This is a genomic window from Bdellovibrio bacteriovorus (assembly GCF_001592735.1).
GTDB lineage: Bacteria > Bdellovibrionota > Bdellovibrionia > Bdellovibrionales > Bdellovibrionaceae > Bdellovibrio > Bdellovibrio bacteriovorus_D.
The window spans coordinates 1-21,373 of sequence record NZ_LUKE01000005.1 but is presented as its reverse complement, the minus strand read 5'-3'; the positions used below and the strand labels follow the sequence as shown (position 1 = coordinate 21,373).

The following is a 21,373-nucleotide window of genomic DNA, read 5'->3' as shown; positions in this document are numbered from 1 at the left end:
TAATATAGTGCCATGAAGACCGATGTGAAACAGCGTGAGACGAAATTAAAAATGCTTGCTGCGATTTTAATGACGTTGATCACGCTGTTTTATTTTTTGGCCACGATACCCGGACTGCGCGAGGTTCAACCGGTCCACTCCGTTCGTCGAGGATTTCAAACCCTGGGGTGGAAAACGCAGTGGAGTATGTTTGCCCCGGGCCCCCGTCGTGAATATCCCGTGGTTTTGACGGCGCGTTTTTATAGCAATGTTTCAAGCCATCAGTTTTCAGAGCAAAAAATATTTGATTTTTACAGCCTCCGTGAGCACGGCTTTTTTAAAGGCGTCGATCAAACGTTGTGGGCTCTATTTTATATTCGTCTTTGGGGCGAAACAGATTGCCGTACCAATTGCGAGAATTTTTTGGATGCTTTAGTAACGAAGAGAAAAAGTATTTCAGGTGAAAAAATATTGCGGGCCGAACTCGTGTGGCAGGAAGGTCGAATTCCTAATATTAATGAAGGCATCTTAACGTTACAGGACATGAGGCGGTTGCCACCCACAGAAGTCATAGGATTTAGTAAAACCTATGAGCCTTAAGCTAAGATCTCTTACAGGTTTTTGGTTTATGACGGCCTCAGCCCGAGCTATGGCCGGAACCCGCATTATTTTAGGTCTGGCCCTTCTTTACGATGCGCTTTCTTACTTGCCCGAACGTCATGCCATGTTTGGTGAAGGGGGCGTTTTCGGGCCAGCGGGCAGTGAAAGATCTTTTCCGACGCTGCTTAAATTTTTTGGTATTTCGGGTGATGTTTTTGCGCTGTCACCTATAGGATTGGACTTCGTTTATGCCTTATTCATTTGTGGTATTTTGTTGTTCACGTTGGGTTCGCTTTACCGCGTGTCTGCGTTTACTGTTTGGATTATTCTAAATTATTTTACATTGCGGAATTATTTAGTTTTTGATTCCGGCCATAATCTTGCGGCGAATCTGATGTTTTTTATGATCTTCGTTCCGGCAGATAGGGTGGCATCAGTGGGCGCGTATCTTAAGACGCGGTCATTCAAAAATCTTTGGCAAGAGCAGCTTATTAAAAATGCCTGGGCCGTGAGAGCCATGCAGTTTCAGATGAGCATTCTTTATTTTTCCACGTTCATATATAAATTGGACGGGCCAAACTGGCGAGCGGGGACGGCCGTTTACTATGCCACCCGATTGCCGCCTTATTTTAGGACTCAATTTGAATTTTTAGTAAGTTCTGGAATTCTAATCAATCTGGCAACCTATGGAACTTTGATCATTGAAGGAGTGCTGGCGGTTTTAATCTGGATTCCTCGCTTAAGGTATTGGTTATTAGCTTTGGCCATCTGCTTTCATTTGGCTCTTGAAGCGACGATGGTGATCAATATATTTCAGTGGGTGATGGTCGCGGGACTTTTAAGTTTTATCGAAGGGCGGAAGACGAAGTCTAGCTCATGTGTTAATTCGGGACAGTGATCGCTCGGCAAAATTTCCTGATCTCATTTTGAAACAGGACTGTTCGGGACGGCTGTTTACTCGCACTCGGCATCGCAGTACAATAAAGTATTGGGCGCGATGATGATAAAAAACTGGGTCGATGAATACATCCAAAATTTCTCTGATTTCCCGGGGGGATTTTCCAATTTGGAGGATCTGCTTCATTGGCAGTGGTTTGCCTGGAATCTGCTGGCGGTTGTTCTTCTGACCCTGCTTTTTTCAAAAAGTAAAAAACGCTCATGGCGACGTTTAAAAGCTCATTTACGCTCGCGACGCGCGCGCAGTGAAGCTCATTTAGATGTTCAGTTCTTTATCCTTAAAATCTTATACCAACCTTTGAAGATTGTTTTTTTAACGCCCATTTTTATTTGGATTTCAAGCGTTGCTCGTTGGCACGGGTTGGGTCTAACGCGATATCTTACGGAAGCTCATGCTATTGTGCTCCATGGGGTTCCGGCATATGCGTTCAAAGCGTTATGGGTCTTGTTATTTTATGATCTGGCTTATTATTGGAGTCATCGAATCCAACATCAGGTGAACTTTTTTTGGCATTTGCACTCTGTTCATCATCGCTCGACGTACTTAACACCACTATTAAAATATCGCACCCATCCCTTTGATAATTTGATTAACAATGCTTTTTCATTCACGATGGGCGCGTTCATGATGGGTGTATTTAACGCCTTTTTTTCCATTCAAGGTTCGACTCCGGGATATGACTTTGGTTATTTAGCGGTCGCTTTTGGCGCCCATTTTATCTTTGGGCACATCCGCCACAGTCACTATTGGATTTCCTATGGGCCGGTTTTAAGTCGAGTTCTGGTGAGCCCCGCGATGCACCAAATCCATCATAGCTATGCTCCTCAGCATCAAGGGAAAAATCTGGGAAGCATGTTTGCCATTTGGGATTTAATGTTTGGAACACTGTACGTTCCAGAAAAAAAAGAAGCCCTGCAATTTGGTGAGTCCGCTGAAGCAAAACACGAAAAGAAAACCCTGTGGGGAGAGTTTAAAACGCCCGTCGTAAAAGCGGTCGAATCTTTACCTGGTTTTGGTGCGTGGGTGCGAGCCAAAGAGCCTCGTTATGGTTGGCGCTTAGTTCTTTGTCTTACATTGGTCTTAATGCTGGCAAGCTGCGCTTTAAAAGTTTACGCATTTTAATCAGTTTAAGGTCTAGGTGAACGGGTCACTCAGTGCTCAAGTATGTTAAGGTAGGTCATATGTCTATAGCCATTTCACGCCGAAAATTTTTGACCATCTCTGCCGTGGGTGTGGGGACCTTTGCACTGTGGCGCTGGGTGGAGCCATCCCTGCAAGAGCCTATCGATGCGAAGTTCATCATCGGAGATTACGATCGTCGCGTGGACAAGCTGGGAAGAGTCGGTCTTATTTCCGCAAAAGCAGAGCTTTTGCGGAGCTGGACCATACCCTTAAAGGCGCATTCCGTGTGGCAGAATAAGGCAAGGCCATGGCAGCTTATGGCCATTGAAAAAGATGGCTTATTGGGAGCTGTTATTGACGTGCAGAATGAACACATGCACCCGCGGATCGTTCAATCACCTGAAGGAACCCGGTTTTATGGACATGGTTTTTTTTCGGCGGATGGTTCATTGATTTATATCACCGCGCAGAAAAAAAATCGAGAAGGTGTGATTCTTGTTTATGACAGCATTTCGATGCAAGTGTTGCAGCAAATTGATTCGCACGGTTATCGCCCTCACGACTTGCAGGTGGACTTAAAAAACCCGGATCAATTTTTAATCGTGAATGCGGGCACGCGAAAAAATGAGGCGAATGTCTCTTGGATATCGTTAGCTACCGGAAAATTAGAACGACAAATTTTTTTGGATAAACCTGGATACGCGCCAGGGCATATTTGGCAGCAGCCCAATGGCGAAATTTATTTTACTGGGGCGGATAACCAAAAAAGAACTGAGGATGAAAATATCTCTTTTTCAGTTTACCGTCCGGGAAAAGAAATAATGGAAGTGGTTTCTGCAAACTGGGGCCTCACCTTGAAAGGGGAAACCCTCAACGCCTTTGTGGATGAAGCCAATCACCGTATTTGGTTGACCTTGACGATCTCGGATCGAATTCTGGTCGTCGATAAATCGAGTTTTGAAGTGATTAAATCCATTGATGTTAAAGAACGTCCGCGATCCATGGTTGAAATTGACGTTGAGGGTCGACGAGTCCTTTCGGTGTCTTACTATCGAGACGGAGAAGACAAAGGAACTCAAAAGTTTTTTGATATTCAAAGTTTTGAAGAAATAAAAAGCTTAGGTTCATCTAAGAGTGATTTTTATTCCATTCACTTATACCCCTTTGGTTCTTTAAAAAAGGCTTAAGATGCGATTGCTGATTCTGGTCCTTTCTATGGGTTTAGCCGCAACTGCAGGAGCGGATTCTTATCTGTGTGAAGGGGATAAATCCAAAGGGGCTTGCGTGAATTATGAAATTCAAGGACGTTTGCAAGTTAAAGAATTGCCGGACGACTTAAGTTTTAGCACCTTTTATAAGATGCGCATTCCCGGAACTTTAAAAAAGAAAAATTTAAAAGGCGCAGAGCTGAAAGAGGCTGAACTGTGGTCAGGCTTAGCTATGGACTCAAATTTTACCTGGGTGAATATGAGGGGTTTCCGCGGGAAAGACAGCAATTTTTCCCGCTCCATCTTTGACCATGCGGATTTACGCGGCAGCAAGTTTTATCGAGCCCGATTTGTTTCTTCATCCTTTCAAAAAGCAGACTTGAGAGAAACGGATCTAAGCTTCTGTGATTTTTCGTCAGCGGATTTAAGAGGCGCGAATCTTAAGAACAGTTGGGTTTTAGGCACCACATTTCGTGGAGCTAGATTTGATTCAAAAACAAAATTACCTTTTTCTATCAGTACGGCACACGAGTTGGGGATGATCAGCGATGAAAAATTGGTGGAAAAAAACAACTGACGAGATCCTTCATGATCCCGTTCTTTGGGTGGCCTCGGTCTGTTTGATCGTGATGCACTTGGTGACGGCGTATTTTTGGCATTCTCCGAATTTTATGAAAGCCTTTCCCGACACAAATGGCCATGCTATGTGCCACGGATTTTTTCCTTCCTGCGCGCAGACCATCAAGTTTTCTTCGGACCTCGCTCGCGGAATCCTTTATTCTTACGCCTTTGTTGCGTCGAGCGCCTTGATTCTTATTTTAATTCCTCGCTTTCGCCGATTTGCTTTGGGTTTGTTGCTCTTAGTAACCGCAGTTAAGCTGGGGCTTTTTTTAAGTCGATTTAATTTGATGGGGAATTACCATCTGATTCAATTCTTTTTGGTAGGGGCCTTATTTTTCCTACCCAAAAAACGCGTTTCTTATTTTTTAGTGTTGGCGATGTTTTACTTTCTTGCCGGGACATTGAAGCTCAATAACGAATGGCTGAGCGGGGCTGCACTTCTGGTTCCCAGTATTATACTTCAGGGCAAGTGGCTGGCTTGGGCCCTGGCGTATGTCGTTATTCTTGAGCTGATTTTGGTATGGGGATTGCTTTCAAAAAGTCTTCCTTTGCGGATTGTGACCTTATTGCAGTTGTTTTTGTTTCATTTGTTTTCTTGGCACATCGTTGGATATTTTTATCCGGTGATGATGTTTCTGGCTTTAGCACCTTATGCCATGAGTCTTTGGAAGAAATATGACCGAGAGATTCTAAAAGAAATTTCGCCGGTGACGGCTTCGGTTCTAGTCGCATTTTTGATCTTTAACTCGTACCCCTTTTTCTGGGGACGCGATCCCGCGCTGGAAGGTCATTTTCGCGGATTACGCGTCAATATGTTGGACGCCCGTCCGGTGTGTTATCCCTTGGTTTATGTGCAGGATCCTAAAAACTCTTCTACTTACTTTGTCGAGACCTCACAGTCCAATGCCATGCGCACGCGCTGTGATCCTGGTTCGTTTGAGTCGCAGTTAAGACGTTATTGTGAAAATCTAAATGCGGACCAGAAGCTGGGATTTATTCTTTATTCCCGACGCTCGACGGACAGCGAATTTCGCATCATAAGAAACACCACTGATTTCTGTCAGGATTCGTATGCTTCGGTTTTTTAGTATTTACGGCTTTTTTGTTTTAGCCTCAAGCTTCGGCTTGTTGGTCCTATCGGGCAACCAAGGGGCGACATGGTGGACGGAGCGACCGTATTTTCAACAAATCCCACAGGTCGGACCCAGTGTGATTTTAAAAAAACTAAATCCGGACGTGGCTGCGCCAAAAACATTTTATCGTCATAACGTTCAACGAACGGGTTTTTTTGATCTTGAAATTTCAACCTCCCTTAAGCTTAGAAAACTTAATGACGCTACAAATATCTCTGTTCACCAGGCGAGTAAATCAAGTCCGTTGGTCTTGGACGATCAGGTGGTGATTGCGACCGACGCGGGTTTGCTCCGTTCGGTGGATTTGCAGGGAAATGTGAAATGGAACTTGCGCAACTTTACTTCCGCCTACGGATTTCACGGCACGCCCGCGGCCTGGGGAGATCTAATTATTGCCGGTGATTATTCCGGGCTTATGCTGGGATTAGACAAAAATAATGGCCAGCTGTCCTGGATTTTGCAGTTGGGGGATACCTTTGGTGCATCACCTTTGATTACGGATGATGGATATGTTCTGATCAGCGTTGAAACGAATGCACCCAATGGTTTTATCGCGAAGATTGAGGCCAACACAGGAAAAGTCATTTGGAGATCGGCATGGCTGGGGGATCACAGCCATTCGTCGCCTTCGTTGTCGGCCAAGGAATATCAGGGAACAAAGATCATAGTGGTCGGGGATAATGCGGGCTACGTCAACGGCATCCGTGAAACCGATGGCAAAACGGCATGGCGGCTTTATATCGGGAAGCCGATGAAATCTACGGCCAGCATTCATAACGAAATCGCTTATCTATCGACTTGGGATAGCCATGTTTATGCCCTGGATGTCGCTACCGGAACTGTGCTCTGGAGAAAAGAAATCCAAATTCCCAATCAGTCCAGCATCGCCATTACGCCCGACGGTAAATACGGTTTTATCAATAGCAGCCGGGGGCTTTGTCGATTCACGTTAAGCCCGCAACAAGATTTGGTCTGTGAAGAAAAAGAATACACTCGGGGGGCCAGAAAGGCTTCGCCGATTATAACGAAAGACAAAGGTCGTAAGAACAAGTTTTTGGTGTGGACGGGGTGTGATGACACCCGCCTTTGTGTTTTTGATTCAGAAACCTTTAAAAGAATTAAAACTTGGGATTTACCCGGAAGACTTTCTGGTGAAGTCGTTCCCCATGAGGGGAAAGTTTATCTCATCCCCGAGAGGGGCGGGACTTTTGTGTTAGAAAGTCCCTAGTTGGATTTAGACTCTATCTTGTAGAGATCGGGCTGCCACTCTGCCGCTCCGATCCACTCGGCCATACCACCTTGGTAAAAGTAAACTTTGAGTTTTTCAGGCATCTTATGGTGACGGTGAAGTTGCTTGGCCACACCCACAAAGTCCGTAGGTAAAAACGTCTGGGTGTAAAAAATCACGGTCGTCATTTTATCCGACAACATTTTTTCAAACGTAGTCTTAAAGATACCGGCCGTCTCCATCTTTTGGTTCACCATGCTTTTCGCCCACGGGGTCGCTTTGGTTTGCTTATTGAAATCTGACACATTCACCAGGATGAATTGATTATTAAAGGCGCCCGGGATGTGTCCTTGTTTGTAGAGGTCTTCGCTTCTTACGTCTATAATCGCTACGTCGGGGGAGGATTTCATTTTTAGAATCTCGGCACCGTTGATTTGCTTGATATCTGGTTTCATTTGATCTTGGCGCGCTTTTTCCGCACCGTATTGCCATTCTCTGGCAGCAAGTTCAAACCAACGGACATCTTTAAAACCCTGCAGCTGCAAATAAACGATGGTATTTATGGCGCAGGAAGGCTCAAGATACGAGGAGTATACAATCACCGGCTGATTTTTTTTGTCTTGGTATTTTTCAAATTTGATACTTTGACTTAAAGAAAGAATTTCCCGCCAATTGCTAAGCCCACAAGGAAAACGGGGCGGAAGCGGGGAAGCGATGGCGGTGGGAATTTTCCAGTTGTTTTTAGGTCGCGAGGGGGAATCCGGAAGCGCATCAATGACTAAGGACGATCCGAGCAAATCAACTACGCCCTCATAGTCGATTTTTTTTACAGTTTTTAGTGAGAGAGGCTCCGTCTTAATATTCCAGTTTAGCGTGTAGCGATCGTTGACGACAAAGCCGCCCTCTAAAAGGTGCACGCTAGATTTTTCCAGGGAAAAATCCGGATCAAAGCTAAGGCGCATCAGCGTTGTCAAAGAAGTGTCATCCAATATTTTTGATTTTAAGAACTCTTGGTACATTACCGGCAATGATTCGCGTGGAGAGTTTGACAGCGTGTCTAGGTTGTATTTTCCTGTCCATTGCTGCCGCACCGTGAACGTGCCCGCTTCATTTCCGTAAGGATCCATAAGCTGAATTCTTTTTCCGACTTGAGAGCAATAGGATTCCGGAAGAGTGAAAAAATATTTTTTATTATTTTGGGAGGGTTTAAAAAATTCCTCTAAAAAAGCGCCCGGCACTTGAACCTGAGAAATGCTTTTGCAGTTCTGCGCATAAGAGGCAAGGCTGAAACTCAAGCTGAAGAAAATAATCAAGCGGCGCATCTTTATTTGTCTCCTTGGGCAACGAAATCTTTGTAACGGGTTTTGATATCGAACGAGGCACTTTTCTTCACGGATCCGTCTCTTTCCATTAAGACGACGCGGATGTCATTCCCTCCCACCGTCTTGCGGAAACGGGCATTCGGGTCATTGTAGGTCATTTGTTTTTCAGTGGCCGTAAGCCAGGTGGCTTTGTCAATCATGTCTTTTGCTTTACGCCACAGGGGAGCTCCCACCGCGATGATGAGTTCGGCACGGGGTCTATTTTCATCAGCGATATAATCATTAAGGAAAGGTTTAAGCGATTCGCAAGAATTGCAGGGCTCTGGGATACTGATGATCAAAGCGGTGCCCTTTAAATCTCGCGGAGTAACTATATACTTATCAAGATCATTGAGGGATTGAAAAAGATAATTCGTTCGAGCGTGCGAGGATAAAGAAACTAAAGTGAATACCAAGAAGGTGATACAAGTTGCTTTCATATTGATAAATTCCTTTTAATCAGTGTCAGCGTTGGAAACCCTTGTTGAGACCCGTGACTCAGTTCCCATGTTGTGATCGAAATAACGCATGGAAAGCAAAGAAGCCATCAAGAAAAGAATAGTAACTGCAAAAGCGAGTCGTGGATAGGGAACTTTCCGCATCCAACGACGTTTGACAGAACGCAAAGGTTCCAGCATTTCTTTGGTAAAAGTCCAAGGTTCTTTTTGAACCAGCGCGCTTTCGCCAAGCCACAGTTTTTCTTTTTTCACGGGGATATAAAGAGTCCCAAAGATATAATCCCAAACGGCAAAAACAGATCCAAAATTTTTATTGAGATGTTCAGGCTTACGACTGTGATGGATCTGGTGCATGGCAGGGCTAATAAGAATGTAACTTAAGAACTTACCGAAAGAGATCCAATAAGCGCTGTGGCGGAGGTGACTCCAGGCGAAACTAAAAAGAATTATATTTTGTAGCATACGAGTCGTGTCGTTGGCTGAATAGCGCGGAAAATAAACAAACGACTTTACGATCCCCAGGGTGACGCCCACCACGGCAATGCTAACAAAAAAGCTGATCACCATGGAAAGGGGGTGAACCCGGTATTTGGTTAAAGGATTTAAGTGCCGGGCGCGGTGATGAACGGCATGCAGATCCCACAGCGAAGCATACTTGTGGCTAAGGTAATGAAAGATAAAGAAAGCAAAATCGTTTAGTAAAAACAGAAGGATGATATAAGCAATGGGCCCAAAAACAGGATCAAAAAAGATCAGGGGTTGAGGCAAAAGGGGGTACATGAGATAGCGCAGGCTGCGCTCCACCCACACTGTCGCATGCGCAAAAAAGATTCCGTAAAAAATCATTTCGATGGGGTCATAGAAAAATTTAAAAGCGAAAAACTTTAAATCCAATGCAAGCTCACCCTTCGCTCGCTTGGAAAACAAATGGGCTTTAAGACGACGTAAGGATCTTTTTAAATTTTTTGAAAAGAGCAGCGTGCTTAAAGAGGCTATTAAAAACGCCGAAAAAAACCATCGCCATGAAAGCGAATCCGACTCGCTCAAAAAGCGAGTCGGAAGAATTAAAGCAGAGCTTTTAATCCAGTCTAAAAACGAGAGGAAGACGCTAGTCGCATCCGTCACTTCCGCCTCCGCTGCCGTCACCGCCATCGTGGCCGTCACCACCATCGCCGCCACCGCCGCTCCAGCCGCCGCCATCACCGCCGCCATACCAACCGCACCACCAACCAGAGCAAGGAGGAGTTGGGTCAATTGGAGGACAGTACGGCTCCGAGTCACACCATGTGTGTCCACATCTGTTTGGACCGTGGCAACCAGGTCCCTGAGACCACCAACTATCTATGTTGGGGTCTGTAATCGTTATTTGACTGCCGACCAAGTTTTGAGCGGAATCGACAACTCGGACATTCATTCTTGGGTGACAGCCCCATTTTAATTTCGAATGGAAGACTCTCACTTCATTGGGTGACACCCATACAGAGTTGTTTGCCGCAGGCTCGTTGCATAATGTGACCTGCCGGCAGTCTACCCACGCATTGTTAGCAACCGTAAACGGCTCTTGACTGACCCTTCCTGAGCAAGATGGGCCTGATAACGGACTTGAATAAGAAGCATCTTGGCAAACCATGACCCAATCTTTGCCTTCACTTTGGGCGGGCATATAGATTGTTGTGGTTGTGCCTGTCATAGTCGGTTTACACACACCCGGCCCGCCGGGATCCGAGGCTGTCATAAATCCTGAAGGACTTGAACTGCTGGGTCTTCGTTTGGCGGGATACTGAAAGAGCGAAGAGGCCGTACATGATCCGGTTTTGCCATTCGCTTCAGCATAAGATGTATTTACGGTCACCCAGAATCCGTAATCCGACGAGGCTTCCGGTGGAAGTCGAACCGTGCCGCCTGCTGTCGGGCTGGCGTCCGCGGAAGCAGGGACAGGGTAAAAGGGATGGCAACCGATTTGTCCCGTCGAAAGTTGATAAGATTGAATCTTAAGTGTCGTATTCACAGATTGAAAACGGTCATTACCACCATTGGCGATTCCTCCTTGTACTAAAAGGTTGCCAGGATAAGGAACACTTCCTGAGCAGTAGGTAGGATTGGTAGAGTAAAGCTTGGCCAGGGTACTCATGGTCCCGATGGTATTTAGATGAAAGTTGGATGTAGATGGTTGATTTGGGGGCGTATTGCGATCCAACAGAATTCGGGAAGGATCCGTGACACCCCAAGCATCTTCTGTTCGAATGACAGTACTGTTTACCTTAGTACCATCGGGTGGTCCGATGAGATTAGCTTCCCTATTGATATTGGCACTGGTTCTCTCAAGACCAAAAGATCTTAAATTGTCTAAGGATGATCGCGCGATTTGTTCACAGGCGGTGATGGACTCTGAACTTACGCGCTGAGCGTTCATACGTCCGAAATTGTAAAGGATGGCAAAGACGCCTCCGACAATCGTCAACCCAATCAACATTTCTACAAGCGAGAACCCAGATTGTTTTTTGCTGAGCTGTTGTGATGACATTTTAAGTCCTTTAGTTAAACGTTTCAAAAAATTAAAAACTAAAAATTCCAAATAGCAAAAGTCTGGCGAATATAAATCGGACTGGTCGAGGCACAGCCATTCACCTTAATATCTTTTTCGCCTAAGCAGAAATCCATCGTGATACAAACTGTGCCGGCCGATCCGCAGACAGGCGAAAACGTCGTTGCGGCGGCGGCGGGACCCGGAATGGGGGCTCCCACCCAAACTCCGTTCCCGGAAGCCACTCCCCCGCGCGGAGAAGTTGGCCAAGGAGCCGCACGTTGAGCGTAGGCGTTTTCGACGCCAAGAAATTTCAAATACCAGGGGATAGGGGAAGAGTGATGTGATACAAACCCGGAGGCTAAACAAATCGTTTTATCCATGGGGCGAATGCATCCGTTGTCTAAGGTTCTCCAGCAAAGTTGAATGCCTTCTACGGAATTTCTTGCGGTTGTTCCCGATGGGCAGGCGCCTCGCAAACGCATGTCATACGCATTACGCACGATAGGACCCATTTCCCGCGCCACATCTAATTTTGTCATGGCCATAAAGTTTTGCTTTGAAGTTTCTCGCGAAGAAACAAAGAAATCAGACACATTAGCCATCAATGTTATTCCGACGATCAAAGCTATTAAAGGAGCTAACACACCCATTCTGCGCCCCTCCTAATTCGACCAGCGGGGCCCGGCGGGCCGAAAAAAGTAAACACCATAGGGCAAATCAAATCCTGCATTCATCGAATCTTGTCGGTTGTTATCAAATTGCAAAACTACGATGCGCTCGAAATCGCGGTAAGGACCGCCGTCAGCGCAAGAGGCTGCCCAGTCCGCTTGGGGGCAATATCGGCGGGGTTTGTCCGAGTTCGCAATAAAACTGCGCACAGTGATACCCAGCTTCACGCTGTTCATCATGCGATAGACAGGAGAATTTTGATTGTCATAAAGTCGCACACCCACCACGTTATTAAGAATCACCGAAGGTGGAGGGTTGGCCGTACAAGGGCCGGTGGCTAGGCAAGGACTTAAAGTCAGGGCACCGGCCGTATTGGCTAATGTCAGTTGCAACTGTCCGGGAGTATTTGCCGTTGGCGGAACAAAAAATAAAGCCGTGGCGCGCGGGGCGGAGGTGCCGGACTGTGCCGTTTCGCGATTAAAATACATCAGAGGAGCGGGACCATTCAGATGAGTAAATTGAGAATAGGTGAAGTTGTTCAAAACATAGCCTTCACCGCCCGAAGGTTGGGATCCGGTGTTGCGCAAACCACCACCTGACGTATTCGCCCAACGAACGTTGATTCCCAAACGAGCCGCTGTTCGCAAGCTGTTCAGCATTAAGTTCAATTCTTGATCGGTGCTGATATTTTCCTTAGTCCGTGACGACATGGAATAAAAAGCGATGATGGCTGCGCCAACGGCACCCAGAACAGTTAAAGCAATTGGCAGAGATACCATGATCTCTATAAGTGAAAAGCCCTTGTTATTTTTCATCACACCACATGTTAAGATTTCTCTAATAATAACACGTGTTCGGCTGTGGCGAAAATCTCTTGGCTAACAGATCATACAAAGGTCTTGGATTGAGACAATCCCCTGTTCGCTCGGCAAACAGGGGGAAGTGTTTTTAATTATTAAACAGTGGCTTAACCCAAAGCGTTTGTTCACGACCCGGTCCGACTGAAATCACATCAATCGGTGTCCCTAATTGAGACCCCAAGTAGTCGATGTAGTTGGTGGTCGGGCGTGGAAGGTCCGAGAGGGTTTTTACCTTCGTTAAATCTTCCTTCCAGCCCGGAATCCATTCGATCACCGGCTCCACTTTTTCAAGCTCATAAGGGGATGTCGGAAGTTCTGTGACCAGTTCGCCGTTGACTTTGTAAGCCGTGCAAACCCCGATGCGATCATGTCCCGTCAAGACGTCTAGTTTCATCATCGCTAAGTTCGTAATACCGTTAATGCGAATCGCGTATTTCAAAGCCACAAGATCTAACCACCCACAACGACGGGGACGACCGGTGGTCGCGCCAAATTCATGACCATCGGCTTGAATTTTTGCGCCGACTTCGTCATTGAGTTCCGTGGGGAAAGGACCGCCACCCACACGAGTCGTGTAAGCTTTAAAGACGCCGATCACTTTTTGAATATTCGTAGGACCGATACCCGCACTGGCGCACGCATTTGAAGCCAAGGTCGAAGAGCTTGTTACAAACGGATAAGTTCCGTGCAAGATATCTAACATGGTACCTTGAGCGCCTTCAAACAAAACGCGTTTTCCGGCTTTAAGCTGTTTACCTACGACCAGTGAAGTATCACGGCAACGGTACGGAGCTAAATCTTCGGCGACTTCCGCTAACGACTTCATGATGTCATCGATATTGAAGGTAGGAGCTTTATAATAATTTTCTAAGATGAAGTTTTTCTCTCTTAAAGCCAGTTCAATTTTGGTGCGCAATGTTTGCTGATCAAAAATATCACCAAATAAAACAGCCCGGCGAGAAGCACGGTCTTCATAAGCAGGACCGATACCTTTTCCCGTCGTTCCGATTTTAGCATCCTTGCTTAAAGAAGCTTCGCGGGCGGCATCCAAAGCTTTATGGTAAGGAAGGATGATTGCGGCCGTATCCGAAATCATCAGCTGCTTCGCGTTTTCTAAGTAACCTGTGGCACGTAGTTTTTTGATTTCATCGCGGATAGAAAAAACATCGATCACAACACCAGAGGCAATCACGCATTGAGTGTCTTGGCGTAAGATGCCGGAAGGGACTAAGTGCAGAACGGTTTTAACTCCGTTAACGACCAGCGTGTGACCTGCGTTGGCGCCACCTTGATAGCGCACAACCATGTCGGCTTTTTCTGCGAACACGTCAACGAGTTTACCTTTGCCTTCATCGCCCCACTGGGCGCCGACTACAACAATACCTGCCATGAATTTTCCCCTAGAAAAAAAGACATAAGAACTGTCTCCTAAGCGGGAAATTCATGCAAGAAATTATTCACCTTTAAATGGAGTCGCTCCGTACCAAGGAGCTCTTGGGGGAAGTGTGTCAGAAGTACTGCCGTCATTAAAGAACGCCATAAGCTTATTAGCGGCCACTTGAGACGCTTTAAAGAAAGCATCTTCGGTATTAGCGCCAATATGCGGTGTCAAAACCACGTGAGGGTAATTTAAAAGATTCGAAGTGCGCGGCAGAGGTTCTTTTTCAAACACGTCTAAACCCACGGCGCGAAGATAACCGTTCTCAATTGCTTCGACGAGATCATTTTCATTGATCACCGAGCCACGCGAAGTGTTAATCAAAACAATCCCGCGATGGATGTACTCAAACTGGGAGCGATTGAGCATATGCTCGGTTTCTAAGGTCTTCGGCACGTGAAAGCTTAAAATATCCGCAGTTTTTAAAACTTCTTCGTAACTTAAGCGCGGCACTTTCAGCCGAGCGAAAACGTCGTCCTCTTGGTACGGATCATAAGCAATGACGGTCATGCCGAAAGCTTGGGCAATTTCTGCCACGCGACTGCCGATACGTCCCAAACCTACGATCCCATAAGTTCGGCCTTTAAGTTCTATGCCCGTGATCGCATCGCGACGCCATTCTCCAGCCTTCATCATTTTGTGCGCTTGCTGGATATTATTGACGCAGCTTAAAACCAAACCCCATGTTAACTGGGCCGCAGATTCAATATTTGCTGAAGGAGTGTGCATGACCGTGACACCCCATTTTTGTGTCGCCTCTAAATCAATATGATCAAAGCCGCTAGTACCCGTAATAATCAACTGCAACTGACGGGCTTTTTTTAAAAGCTCTTCATTGATCAAGGTCCGACTGCGAATCAAAAGTGCATTGGCACTGACCAAATGTTCTAAAGGCAGATGCTGGGGGTGATCACTGCGCACGAGTTCAAACTGGGCATGCTGTTGCAAGAATAAATAACTGTCTTGCGCAAAACGATCGGTGACTAAGATTTTCTTTTTCATCCGTTTTGCTCCAAGTAATTTTGGGCGTCTCGGACCACCATCGCCACCTGTTCCAGCGTAATAAAGCCCGAGTCAAAATGGTAAAGACATTGTCCCAGGCATTCAATCAAGCGCAACATTTCTGCATCTTGGATATAACCCATATGTCCAATGCGAATGATTTTACCTTTGGCCTGATCTTGTCCACCCATGATGGTGATGTTGTGAACTTCCTCTAAATGCAGACGAATTTTTTGTCCATCCATGGCGGGGGGGACTTTGAGTGCCGTGACAGAGTCCGACGGGGACTTTGCGTAAAGAGTGAAGCCCAGTTCTTGAGCAAATTTACGCGTGAATTCAGCTCTGCGGTGAATGCGGGCATAGTGCGCATCCAAACCCTCAGCTAAGATAAGATCTAAAACCACATCTAAACAGCGAATCAAAGCCACATTCGAAGAAAAAAAAGTTTCCCCAGCGGCATTGGCTTTTTTTTCTTTACGAACATCGAAATAAAATCTGGGAGATTTCGCTGAATCAAAAAACTTCGCCGCTTTTTTAGAAAACGAAATAAAGCTCATTCCTGTTGGCAACATAAAAGCTTTTTGCGAGCCGGCGACAATACCGTCAATGCCCCAAGCGTCCATCGGCAGTGGGTAAGCTCCTAAAGCGGTGATGCCATCAACAAAAAAAAGAGTCTCGGTATAAGGGGCAATCACTCGGCCCAGATCTTCAATCGGATGGGCGACGGCCGTGCTGGTTTCGCAAGCTTGGCAAAGAACCGCACGCGTATCAGGATGTTTTTTTAATAATTCTGACACTGCGGCGACGGAAACCGTTTCACCCCAAGGAACATCAATAACGTGAACTTCTGCGCCAAAAGTTTTCGCCATTTCAGCCCAGCGCTCACCAAATTTTCCAGAGACAATCGCGATCACTTTATCGCCCGGAGAGAGCACATTGACGAGCAAGGCTTCCATGCCGCCAGAACCGGTGGAGGTCAGCATGTAAACGTCTTCGGTCGTCTGAAAAATGTCCTTCATTTTTTTTAAAACACGTTTCAGAATCGCATCAAATTCAGGGGTGCGATGATGAATCATAGGAAGTGCCAGCGTTTTTAGCACCTCGGGATGCAGATTGACCGGGCCGGGGGCTAATAAGCTGTAAGAATCGGAATTATCGGGCAAAGATGTCATTTTTCTTCCTTGATCTCTAGTTCAATTTATACTCAACTGGGGTTGTGGACGCAATACTTAAAGGTCTTCTCATCGCGGGCTTTGCCGCACTTTTTTCTTCGGGCTGTGCTTATTCGGTAGGCTCTGGCGCGCGTTCGATTCCGGGCGGATATAAGCAAATTTCTATTCCTGTTTTTAAAAATAAAACGCAAGAAGTCGGTATTGAGGTTGGTTACACCAATGCATTGGTTCAAGAGTTTCACCGTTCTCGCATTGCGCGAATTGTGGACAACTCTTTGTCCGAAGTTGCAATCATTGGACAAATTGATTCCGTTCAATACATTCCCGGCGCAAAACGAGTGGCCGATGGAAAAACCACCTACTTACCCGAAGGCACCGTCCTTGCTGCGGAATATCGTATCTTGATGAGTGTGACGGTAAAACTGGTGCGTCAGGCTGATGGAACAGAGCTGTGGTCCGGCAATTTTACGGGGGAGCGAACCTACGCGGCTCCGCAAGTGACGCTCGCAGGCGTGAACTCGGTAAATCCTCTTTACAATCTTTCAGCCCGCAGGCAGAACATTGACATTATGGCGAACGACATGATGGTCGAAGCCCATGATCGTATCACCGAGAATTTTTAAATCGGTTCACAACAGGATTTCAACAAAGCATGGCACTCATTGACGCGCAAAAGTTTTATAAAGATCTCGAAAGAGGTCAGCTTGCGCCCATTTATTTCCTATTCGGTGAAGAGCCTTATTTACTTAATCAAAGTGTGGAACGTTTTAAGTACGCGGTTTTGACCGAAGGTGCGGTTGATTTTAATTACAGCCTTTTTTACGCGAGCGATGCGGATATCGTCGCGGTCAAAGACGCGGTTGAAACTTTGCCGATGATGGCCGCCAAACGTTTGATCATCATTAAAGAAGCCCAGGAACTGACGGACAAAGAATGGGCAGAGCTTGAATCTTTGATTGAAAGCCCGGTGGACAGCAGCGTATTTGTGATCTTGGCTTCCAGAATCGACAAACGTAAAAAACAAATCCGCCAGCTTTTAGATAAAGCGGATTGTGTCGAATTTAAAAAACCTTATGAAAATCAGATTCCATCTTGGGTGAATTACATCGCGCAAAGCTTGGGCCTGACCATCAGTAACGACGCGATTCACTTGTTACATAAACTTGTAGGCAATCACTTAACGGAAATCGAAGCAGAGCTCAAAAAGCTAGGCGAATTCGTCGGTGGTGAACGTCGTATCGAAATGCAAGATGTGGCGCAAGCTGTGTCTCGTTCTAAAGAAGAAAACGTTTTTGATTTTACTAAAGCTATCGGTGAAAACGATCGCGTTAAGGCCCTCGAGCATCTGGTTCATCTGCTGGATCAAGGCCAAAACGAAATCGGTATTGTGTCACTGGTTGCGCGCCACGTGCGCATTCTTCTCACCTTAAAAAGAGGCACGGAAGAAGGCCTGCACGGGGCAAAACTTGCGCACTTCGCCCAAGTGCCGCCTTATTTCTTAGAAAACTATCTAGATCAGTCCCGTCTTTGGACAATTAAAAAGCTAGAACAAACTTTAGTGGTTTTGTCTGAAACTGATAAAGCTTTAAAGTCCTCACCACTTTCAAGTCATATTTGGCTTGAAAACATGGTGCTTAAAACGTGCTCCGCCTTGCCCGTCATGGCGCACTAAAAAAGTCTCAAAAAGATCTAAAAAAACACCTCGACTGCTAGGCTGCCTAAGCAAATTTCAATGTCTCAATTTTTCTTGAGATCTTAATTATTCAACAGTTCATCGCCATACTATCCGAAAAGTAATAAAGGACATTTCGGCACGTCATAACTGGGAGTTCGGGTGAAAAATCGAAGTTTAAATTTTAAAGTCGGATCCATCGTTCTTATCCTTATTATCGGATCTATTGGCATTGCCACCATGGGCTTAAGTAAGCTTCATCATATGGATGACATGGTTCACGAAATGCTTGATGAATCGGTAACACGCACCCTTCTTGCCAAAGACGTGCGCAGCATGATTGATGCTCAAGCCATAAAACAGCGCGACGTGATGTTAGCAGAATCCCCGGAAGAGATCGCCGATGCGGTGAAAAGCATTGAGTCTCGTCATGTGGATATTCTTAGTAAAATCCAAGAATTTTTAAAAGTACCAAACACTCCCGAAGCGGACCTTAAAGAAATGCAGCTGATTCAAAATCAATATCTGGAATGGTACAAGGTAGATCATCAAATCGTGGCGATGATCAGTGACGGAAAATCTCATGAAGCACGGGTATTCTCTAAACAAAACTCACTGCCGCTGAGACAAAAAGTAGACTCTGAATTAGAAGAAATTGTGCATCACCAAAACGAGGCTTTAAATGCGGATAAACAGATGGCGGATGCGGATTACCAGGAAGCCAAAAAATGGATGCTGATTTTTAGCGGTGTTTCGATTTTTTTAGGTGTCGTCCTCGCGGCTCTTATTTTAAGAGCCTTAAGCAAGTTGCTAAGCGAAGTGATTCTGGATTTGAATGGGGGCTCGGATCAAGTCACCGAAGCTTCTCAACAAATCGCTGAAGCCTCGGTGCAATTGTCGCATGCCTCCACGGAACAAGCCTCTTCGCTTGAAGAAACCGTCGCCGCCATTGAAGAGTTGACCGGCATGGTTAAGATCAACGCCGATCACGCACAAAAGGCCTCGGGCTTAGCAGCGCATGCAAAGAATATTGCGGCCCAAGGAGATCAGAAAATTCATGTGCTGATGTCTTCGATGAAAGACATCGCCAGTGATTCTAAAAAAATTGAAGAGATCATTGCGGTCATCGAAGGGATCGCCTTTCAAACAAACTTGCTAGCCTTAAATGCGGCGGTGGAAGCTGCCCGCGCCGGCGAGCAAGGAAAAGGTTTTGCGGTGGTCGCCGAAGCCGTACGCACCTTATCGCAGCGAACCACGGCCGCTTCAAAAGACATCTCGCAATTGATTCGCGCCAGCGTTGAAAAAGTGTCGCAAGGGGAAGGTCAGGCTGAAGAAAGTGGAAAGGTGTTAGAGGAAGTGATGCGCGCCATCGAGCAGGTGGCGGCATTGAATGTCGAAATGGCGGCGGCTAATGCGGAACAATCTCAGGGGATTTCGCAGATCAGTCAAGCCATGAACCAACTTGATCAAGCAACCCAGATTAATGCCGCCACATCAGAAGAAACCGCCGCTTCGGCTGAAGAACTTTCCGCCCAAGCTCTGCAAATGCGTAAAGTAGTCCAGCTCTTGATTCGCGTCGTGCATGGAGGATCCGAGAAGGTGTTGGCAGGGAACTCAGGGCCACATCCGGCCAAGGTGTTTCAGTTTAAGCCTAAGAAAATGTCTGATTTTGAAAGCCCCCAAAGCTCGGGTCGTCATCAGGCCTAGACTTTGAGCTATTTAGAAGACGTCCCTCCGCGCCGATAAGAAAAGGATGGATCCAGGAACAAAACACGAAGATAAGGGATTTTTCCGTCGGCAGTATCCACGCCGAGCGATGAAGCGTAAAGTCGGTGTGCTTTGCGATGGAACTTATTTTGTGTGTGAATCTGGCGAAGTGGGCGAGGGGGGGATGGCTATTCTTTCTGAGTTCGTATTGACCGAGGGCCACGAATTGGTCGTCAGCTTTCAGGTGCCCGGAGGGGACTTTGTGTTTTTAAGAGCGCTCGTGCGTTCAACCCAAAAAAAAGAGGGTGACTCAAGAGTCACCCATGGATTGAGCTTTTTAGAAATCGAATTCGGCATCAAACGCCAAATTCGTTCCTTTGTTTCGGCTCGCACAGACTCCGTCCCTAAAGCGGCATAAGAGTCTGCTATTTCCTTCTTTAAACTATTTCGCTGAAGCGCGTGTAGAAAGACGGCTGATTTTACGAGATGCCGTTTCTTTTTTGATCACGCCCGTTTTAGCAGCTTTCATCACTTGAGAAGTGAAGTTTTTCAACAACTCAGGAAGAGCTTTAACGTCTTTAGCTGTGATAGCTTTCACTAGTTTTTTTTCTGCAGTTTTAACAGTGCTCATGCGAGCGTTGTTAACAGCAGTTTTACGGATAGATTGACGAGCTCTTTTTGCTGCCGACTTATGATTTGCCAAGGGATAACCTCCACAGTAATCTTCGAATTCTTAAATGGACTTTTAATAAGTCCTTAAATCAAATTTAAATACTATTTAAACGAACCACAGGGATTAACATACGGTGTCTCACGAAGCAAGTGCAAAAGATCAGCCCAAGAATGTCCTGCAAAGGGCCCTTTATATGGCTTCGGGCACTTTAACTAGCCGCATCTTAGGGCTTTTCCGGGATATTGCCCTGGGAGCACTCTTTGATCGAACGGTGACCGACGCGTGGACGGCCGCTTTCCGTATTCCTAATCTCTTCCGTCGTCTTTTGGGCGAGGGCTCCCTTTCTGTGAGTTTTATTCCCGTTTTTATGGAAGAAAAAGCCGGGGACCCTTCAGGCCTTCGCGCGAAAAACGTGGCCAATGGGGTTTATAGCGTTCTTTTGATCGGCATGGGGATTTTGACTCTATTGGGGGTTGTATTTGTCGAACCCCTGTTTCGACTGTTGCTTTCGGACCTTTACGTTCTTTCTGCGGAAAAGTGGGAGCTCACCCTGCGCATGGGACGAATCATGTTTGGGTTCACGTTCTTTGTGACGATGTATGCCTTTTACATGGGACTTTTAAATGCCCTGGGGAGTTTTGGTCTTCCGGCTTTGGCTCCGGCTTTACTCAATGTTTCTATGTTGATCTTCACCTTTATGCCGCCGGAATGGTTTCAGGGGGCCGGGGATGGGTTGGCCTGGGGGGTTCTTGTTGGGGGGATGTTGCAGGCGGGATTGCTTTTTTTGGGTTTGCGCTCCCGAGGGGGTTTGCCGCGGTGGCTGGGGTTGGGGTGGGTACCAAAACGTTAAGGAGTGTTTTTTTTGCTTGTGCCGGGGGTTTTTGGGGTCGGGCTTTTACCGTTGTCAACTTTTGTGGATTTTTTTTTTGCTTGCCGCCTGCCAGCGGGGTCTCTTTCTTTTATTTTTTTGGGTGGTTCGCTTTTT

General features: G+C 46.3%; 22 protein-coding genes. 12 read left to right on the top strand and 10 right to left on the bottom strand.

Going from position 1 to position 21,373, the window contains the following annotated elements; genetic code table 11:
* Window positions 1-12 precede the first annotated feature (12 nt).
* The 7 genes from AZI86_RS16210 (at window position 13) to AZI86_RS16180 (ending at window position 6,849) form a co-directional block, all read left to right on the top strand.
* Window positions 13-579, top strand: a complete 567-nt coding sequence (locus AZI86_RS16210; protein WP_157684738.1) for a hypothetical protein — start codon at window positions 13-15, stop codon at window positions 577-579.
* Window positions 569-1,477: an HTTM domain-containing protein gene (locus AZI86_RS16205; RefSeq protein WP_061836341.1), complete on the top strand. Its 909-nt coding sequence runs from the start codon at window positions 569-571 to the stop codon at window positions 1,475-1,477. Before AZI86_RS16210 ends, AZI86_RS16205 begins: the two co-directional genes overlap by 11 nt.
* Before the next feature lie 99 nt (window positions 1,478-1,576).
* Window positions 1,577-2,659, top strand: a complete 1,083-nt coding sequence (locus AZI86_RS16200; protein ID WP_061836340.1) for a sterol desaturase family protein — start codon at window positions 1,577-1,579, stop codon at window positions 2,657-2,659.
* Window positions 2,660-2,718: 59 nt separating this feature from the next.
* On the top strand, window positions 2,719-3,846 hold the full coding sequence (locus tag AZI86_RS16195) for a YncE family protein (RefSeq protein ID WP_061836339.1): 1,128 nt from the start codon (window positions 2,719-2,721) through the stop codon (window positions 3,844-3,846).
* 1 nt (window position 3,847) lies between these two features.
* Entirely contained in the window at window positions 3,848-4,444 is a 597-nt protein-coding gene (locus AZI86_RS16190; RefSeq protein ID WP_061836338.1) for a pentapeptide repeat-containing protein, read from the top strand.
* The gene (locus AZI86_RS16185) at window positions 4,416-5,576 is read left to right on the top strand and encodes a hypothetical protein (RefSeq protein WP_061836337.1); all 1,161 of its coding nucleotides are present in this window, start codon (window positions 4,416-4,418) and stop codon (window positions 5,574-5,576) included. The genes AZI86_RS16190 and AZI86_RS16185 overlap by 29 nt, the downstream gene beginning before the upstream one ends.
* On the top strand, window positions 5,560-6,849 hold the full coding sequence (locus AZI86_RS16180) for an outer membrane protein assembly factor BamB family protein (RefSeq protein WP_061836336.1): 1,290 nt from the start codon (window positions 5,560-5,562) through the stop codon (window positions 6,847-6,849). Before AZI86_RS16185 ends, AZI86_RS16180 begins: the two co-directional genes overlap by 17 nt.
* Here AZI86_RS16180 and AZI86_RS16175 read toward each other — a convergent pair.
* From AZI86_RS16175 to AZI86_RS16135, 9 genes are all read right to left on the bottom strand, one after another.
* On the bottom strand, window positions 6,846-8,171 hold the full coding sequence (locus AZI86_RS16175) for a rhodanese-like domain-containing protein (RefSeq protein ID WP_061836335.1): 1,326 nt from the start codon (window positions 8,169-8,171) through the stop codon (window positions 6,846-6,848). The genes AZI86_RS16180 and AZI86_RS16175 overlap by 4 nt on opposite strands.
* A 2-nt stretch (window positions 8,172-8,173) precedes the next feature.
* Window positions 8,174-8,650 (bottom strand): hypothetical protein, encoded by a 477-nt coding sequence (locus AZI86_RS16170; protein WP_061836334.1) that lies wholly within the window; start codon window positions 8,648-8,650, stop codon window positions 8,174-8,176.
* Window positions 8,651-8,665: 15 nt separating this feature from the next.
* On the bottom strand, window positions 8,666-9,880 hold the full coding sequence (locus tag AZI86_RS16165; RefSeq protein ID WP_157684736.1) for a sterol desaturase family protein: 1,215 nt from the start codon (window positions 9,878-9,880) through the stop codon (window positions 8,666-8,668).
* On the bottom strand, window positions 9,777-11,192 hold the full coding sequence (locus AZI86_RS19270; RefSeq protein ID WP_157684735.1) for a type II secretion system protein: 1,416 nt from the start codon (window positions 11,190-11,192) through the stop codon (window positions 9,777-9,779). The genes AZI86_RS16165 and AZI86_RS19270 overlap by 104 nt, the downstream gene beginning before the upstream one ends.
* Before the next feature lie 38 nt (window positions 11,193-11,230).
* Window positions 11,231-11,845 (bottom strand): hypothetical protein, encoded by a 615-nt coding sequence (locus AZI86_RS16155; RefSeq protein WP_061836331.1) that lies wholly within the window; start codon window positions 11,843-11,845, stop codon window positions 11,231-11,233.
* 12 nt (window positions 11,846-11,857) lie between these two features.
* Entirely contained in the window at window positions 11,858-12,679 is an 822-nt protein-coding gene (locus AZI86_RS16150) for a PilW family protein (RefSeq protein ID WP_061836330.1), read from the bottom strand.
* A 133-nt stretch (window positions 12,680-12,812) separates the two neighbouring features.
* On the bottom strand, window positions 12,813-14,114 hold the full coding sequence (locus tag AZI86_RS16145) for an adenylosuccinate synthase (protein WP_061836329.1): 1,302 nt from the start codon (window positions 14,112-14,114) through the stop codon (window positions 12,813-12,815).
* Between the two features lie 63 nt (window positions 14,115-14,177).
* Entirely contained in the window at window positions 14,178-15,164 is a 987-nt protein-coding gene (locus AZI86_RS16140) for a D-2-hydroxyacid dehydrogenase (protein WP_061836328.1), read from the bottom strand.
* Window positions 15,161-16,336: a pyridoxal-phosphate-dependent aminotransferase family protein gene (locus tag AZI86_RS16135; protein ID WP_061836327.1), complete on the bottom strand. Its 1,176-nt coding sequence runs from the start codon at window positions 16,334-16,336 to the stop codon at window positions 15,161-15,163. The genes AZI86_RS16140 and AZI86_RS16135 overlap by 4 nt, the downstream gene beginning before the upstream one ends.
* A gap of 44 nt (window positions 16,337-16,380) precedes the next feature.
* On the opposite strand from AZI86_RS16135, the gene AZI86_RS16130 reads away from it, so the two are divergent.
* The 4 genes from AZI86_RS16130 to AZI86_RS16115 all read left to right on the top strand — a co-directional run bounded on the left by AZI86_RS16130 (window position 16,381) and on the right by AZI86_RS16115 (window position 20,133).
* A complete protein-coding gene (locus tag AZI86_RS16130; protein ID WP_061836326.1) occupies window positions 16,381-16,959 on the top strand; it encodes an LptE family protein in 579 nt (192 codons plus the stop codon).
* A 29-nt stretch (window positions 16,960-16,988) separates the two neighbouring features.
* Complete coding sequence (holA, locus tag AZI86_RS16125; RefSeq protein ID WP_061836325.1) at window positions 16,989-18,008, top strand: DNA polymerase III subunit delta; 1,020 nt, start codon at window positions 16,989-16,991, stop codon at window positions 18,006-18,008.
* Window positions 18,009-18,170: 162 nt separating this feature from the next.
* Entirely contained in the window at window positions 18,171-19,715 is a 1,545-nt protein-coding gene (locus tag AZI86_RS16120; protein ID WP_061836324.1) for a HAMP domain-containing methyl-accepting chemotaxis protein, read from the top strand.
* Between the two features lie 46 nt (window positions 19,716-19,761).
* On the top strand, window positions 19,762-20,133 hold the full coding sequence (locus tag AZI86_RS16115; protein WP_061836323.1) for a PilZ domain-containing protein: 372 nt from the start codon (window positions 19,762-19,764) through the stop codon (window positions 20,131-20,133).
* A gap of 24 nt (window positions 20,134-20,157) precedes the next feature.
* Here AZI86_RS16115 and rpsT read toward each other — a convergent pair whose 3' ends face one another.
* Entirely contained in the window at window positions 20,158-20,418 is a 261-nt protein-coding gene (rpsT, locus tag AZI86_RS16110; protein WP_061836322.1) for a 30S ribosomal protein S20, read from the bottom strand.
* Window positions 20,419-20,521: 103 nt separating this feature from the next.
* Here rpsT and AZI86_RS16105 point away from each other — a divergent pair, with 103 nt between their 5' ends.
* Window positions 20,522-21,238, top strand: a complete 717-nt coding sequence (locus AZI86_RS16105; RefSeq protein ID WP_253715990.1) for a lipid II flippase MurJ — start codon at window positions 20,522-20,524, stop codon at window positions 21,236-21,238.
* Window positions 21,239-21,373: the final 135 nt, after the last annotated feature.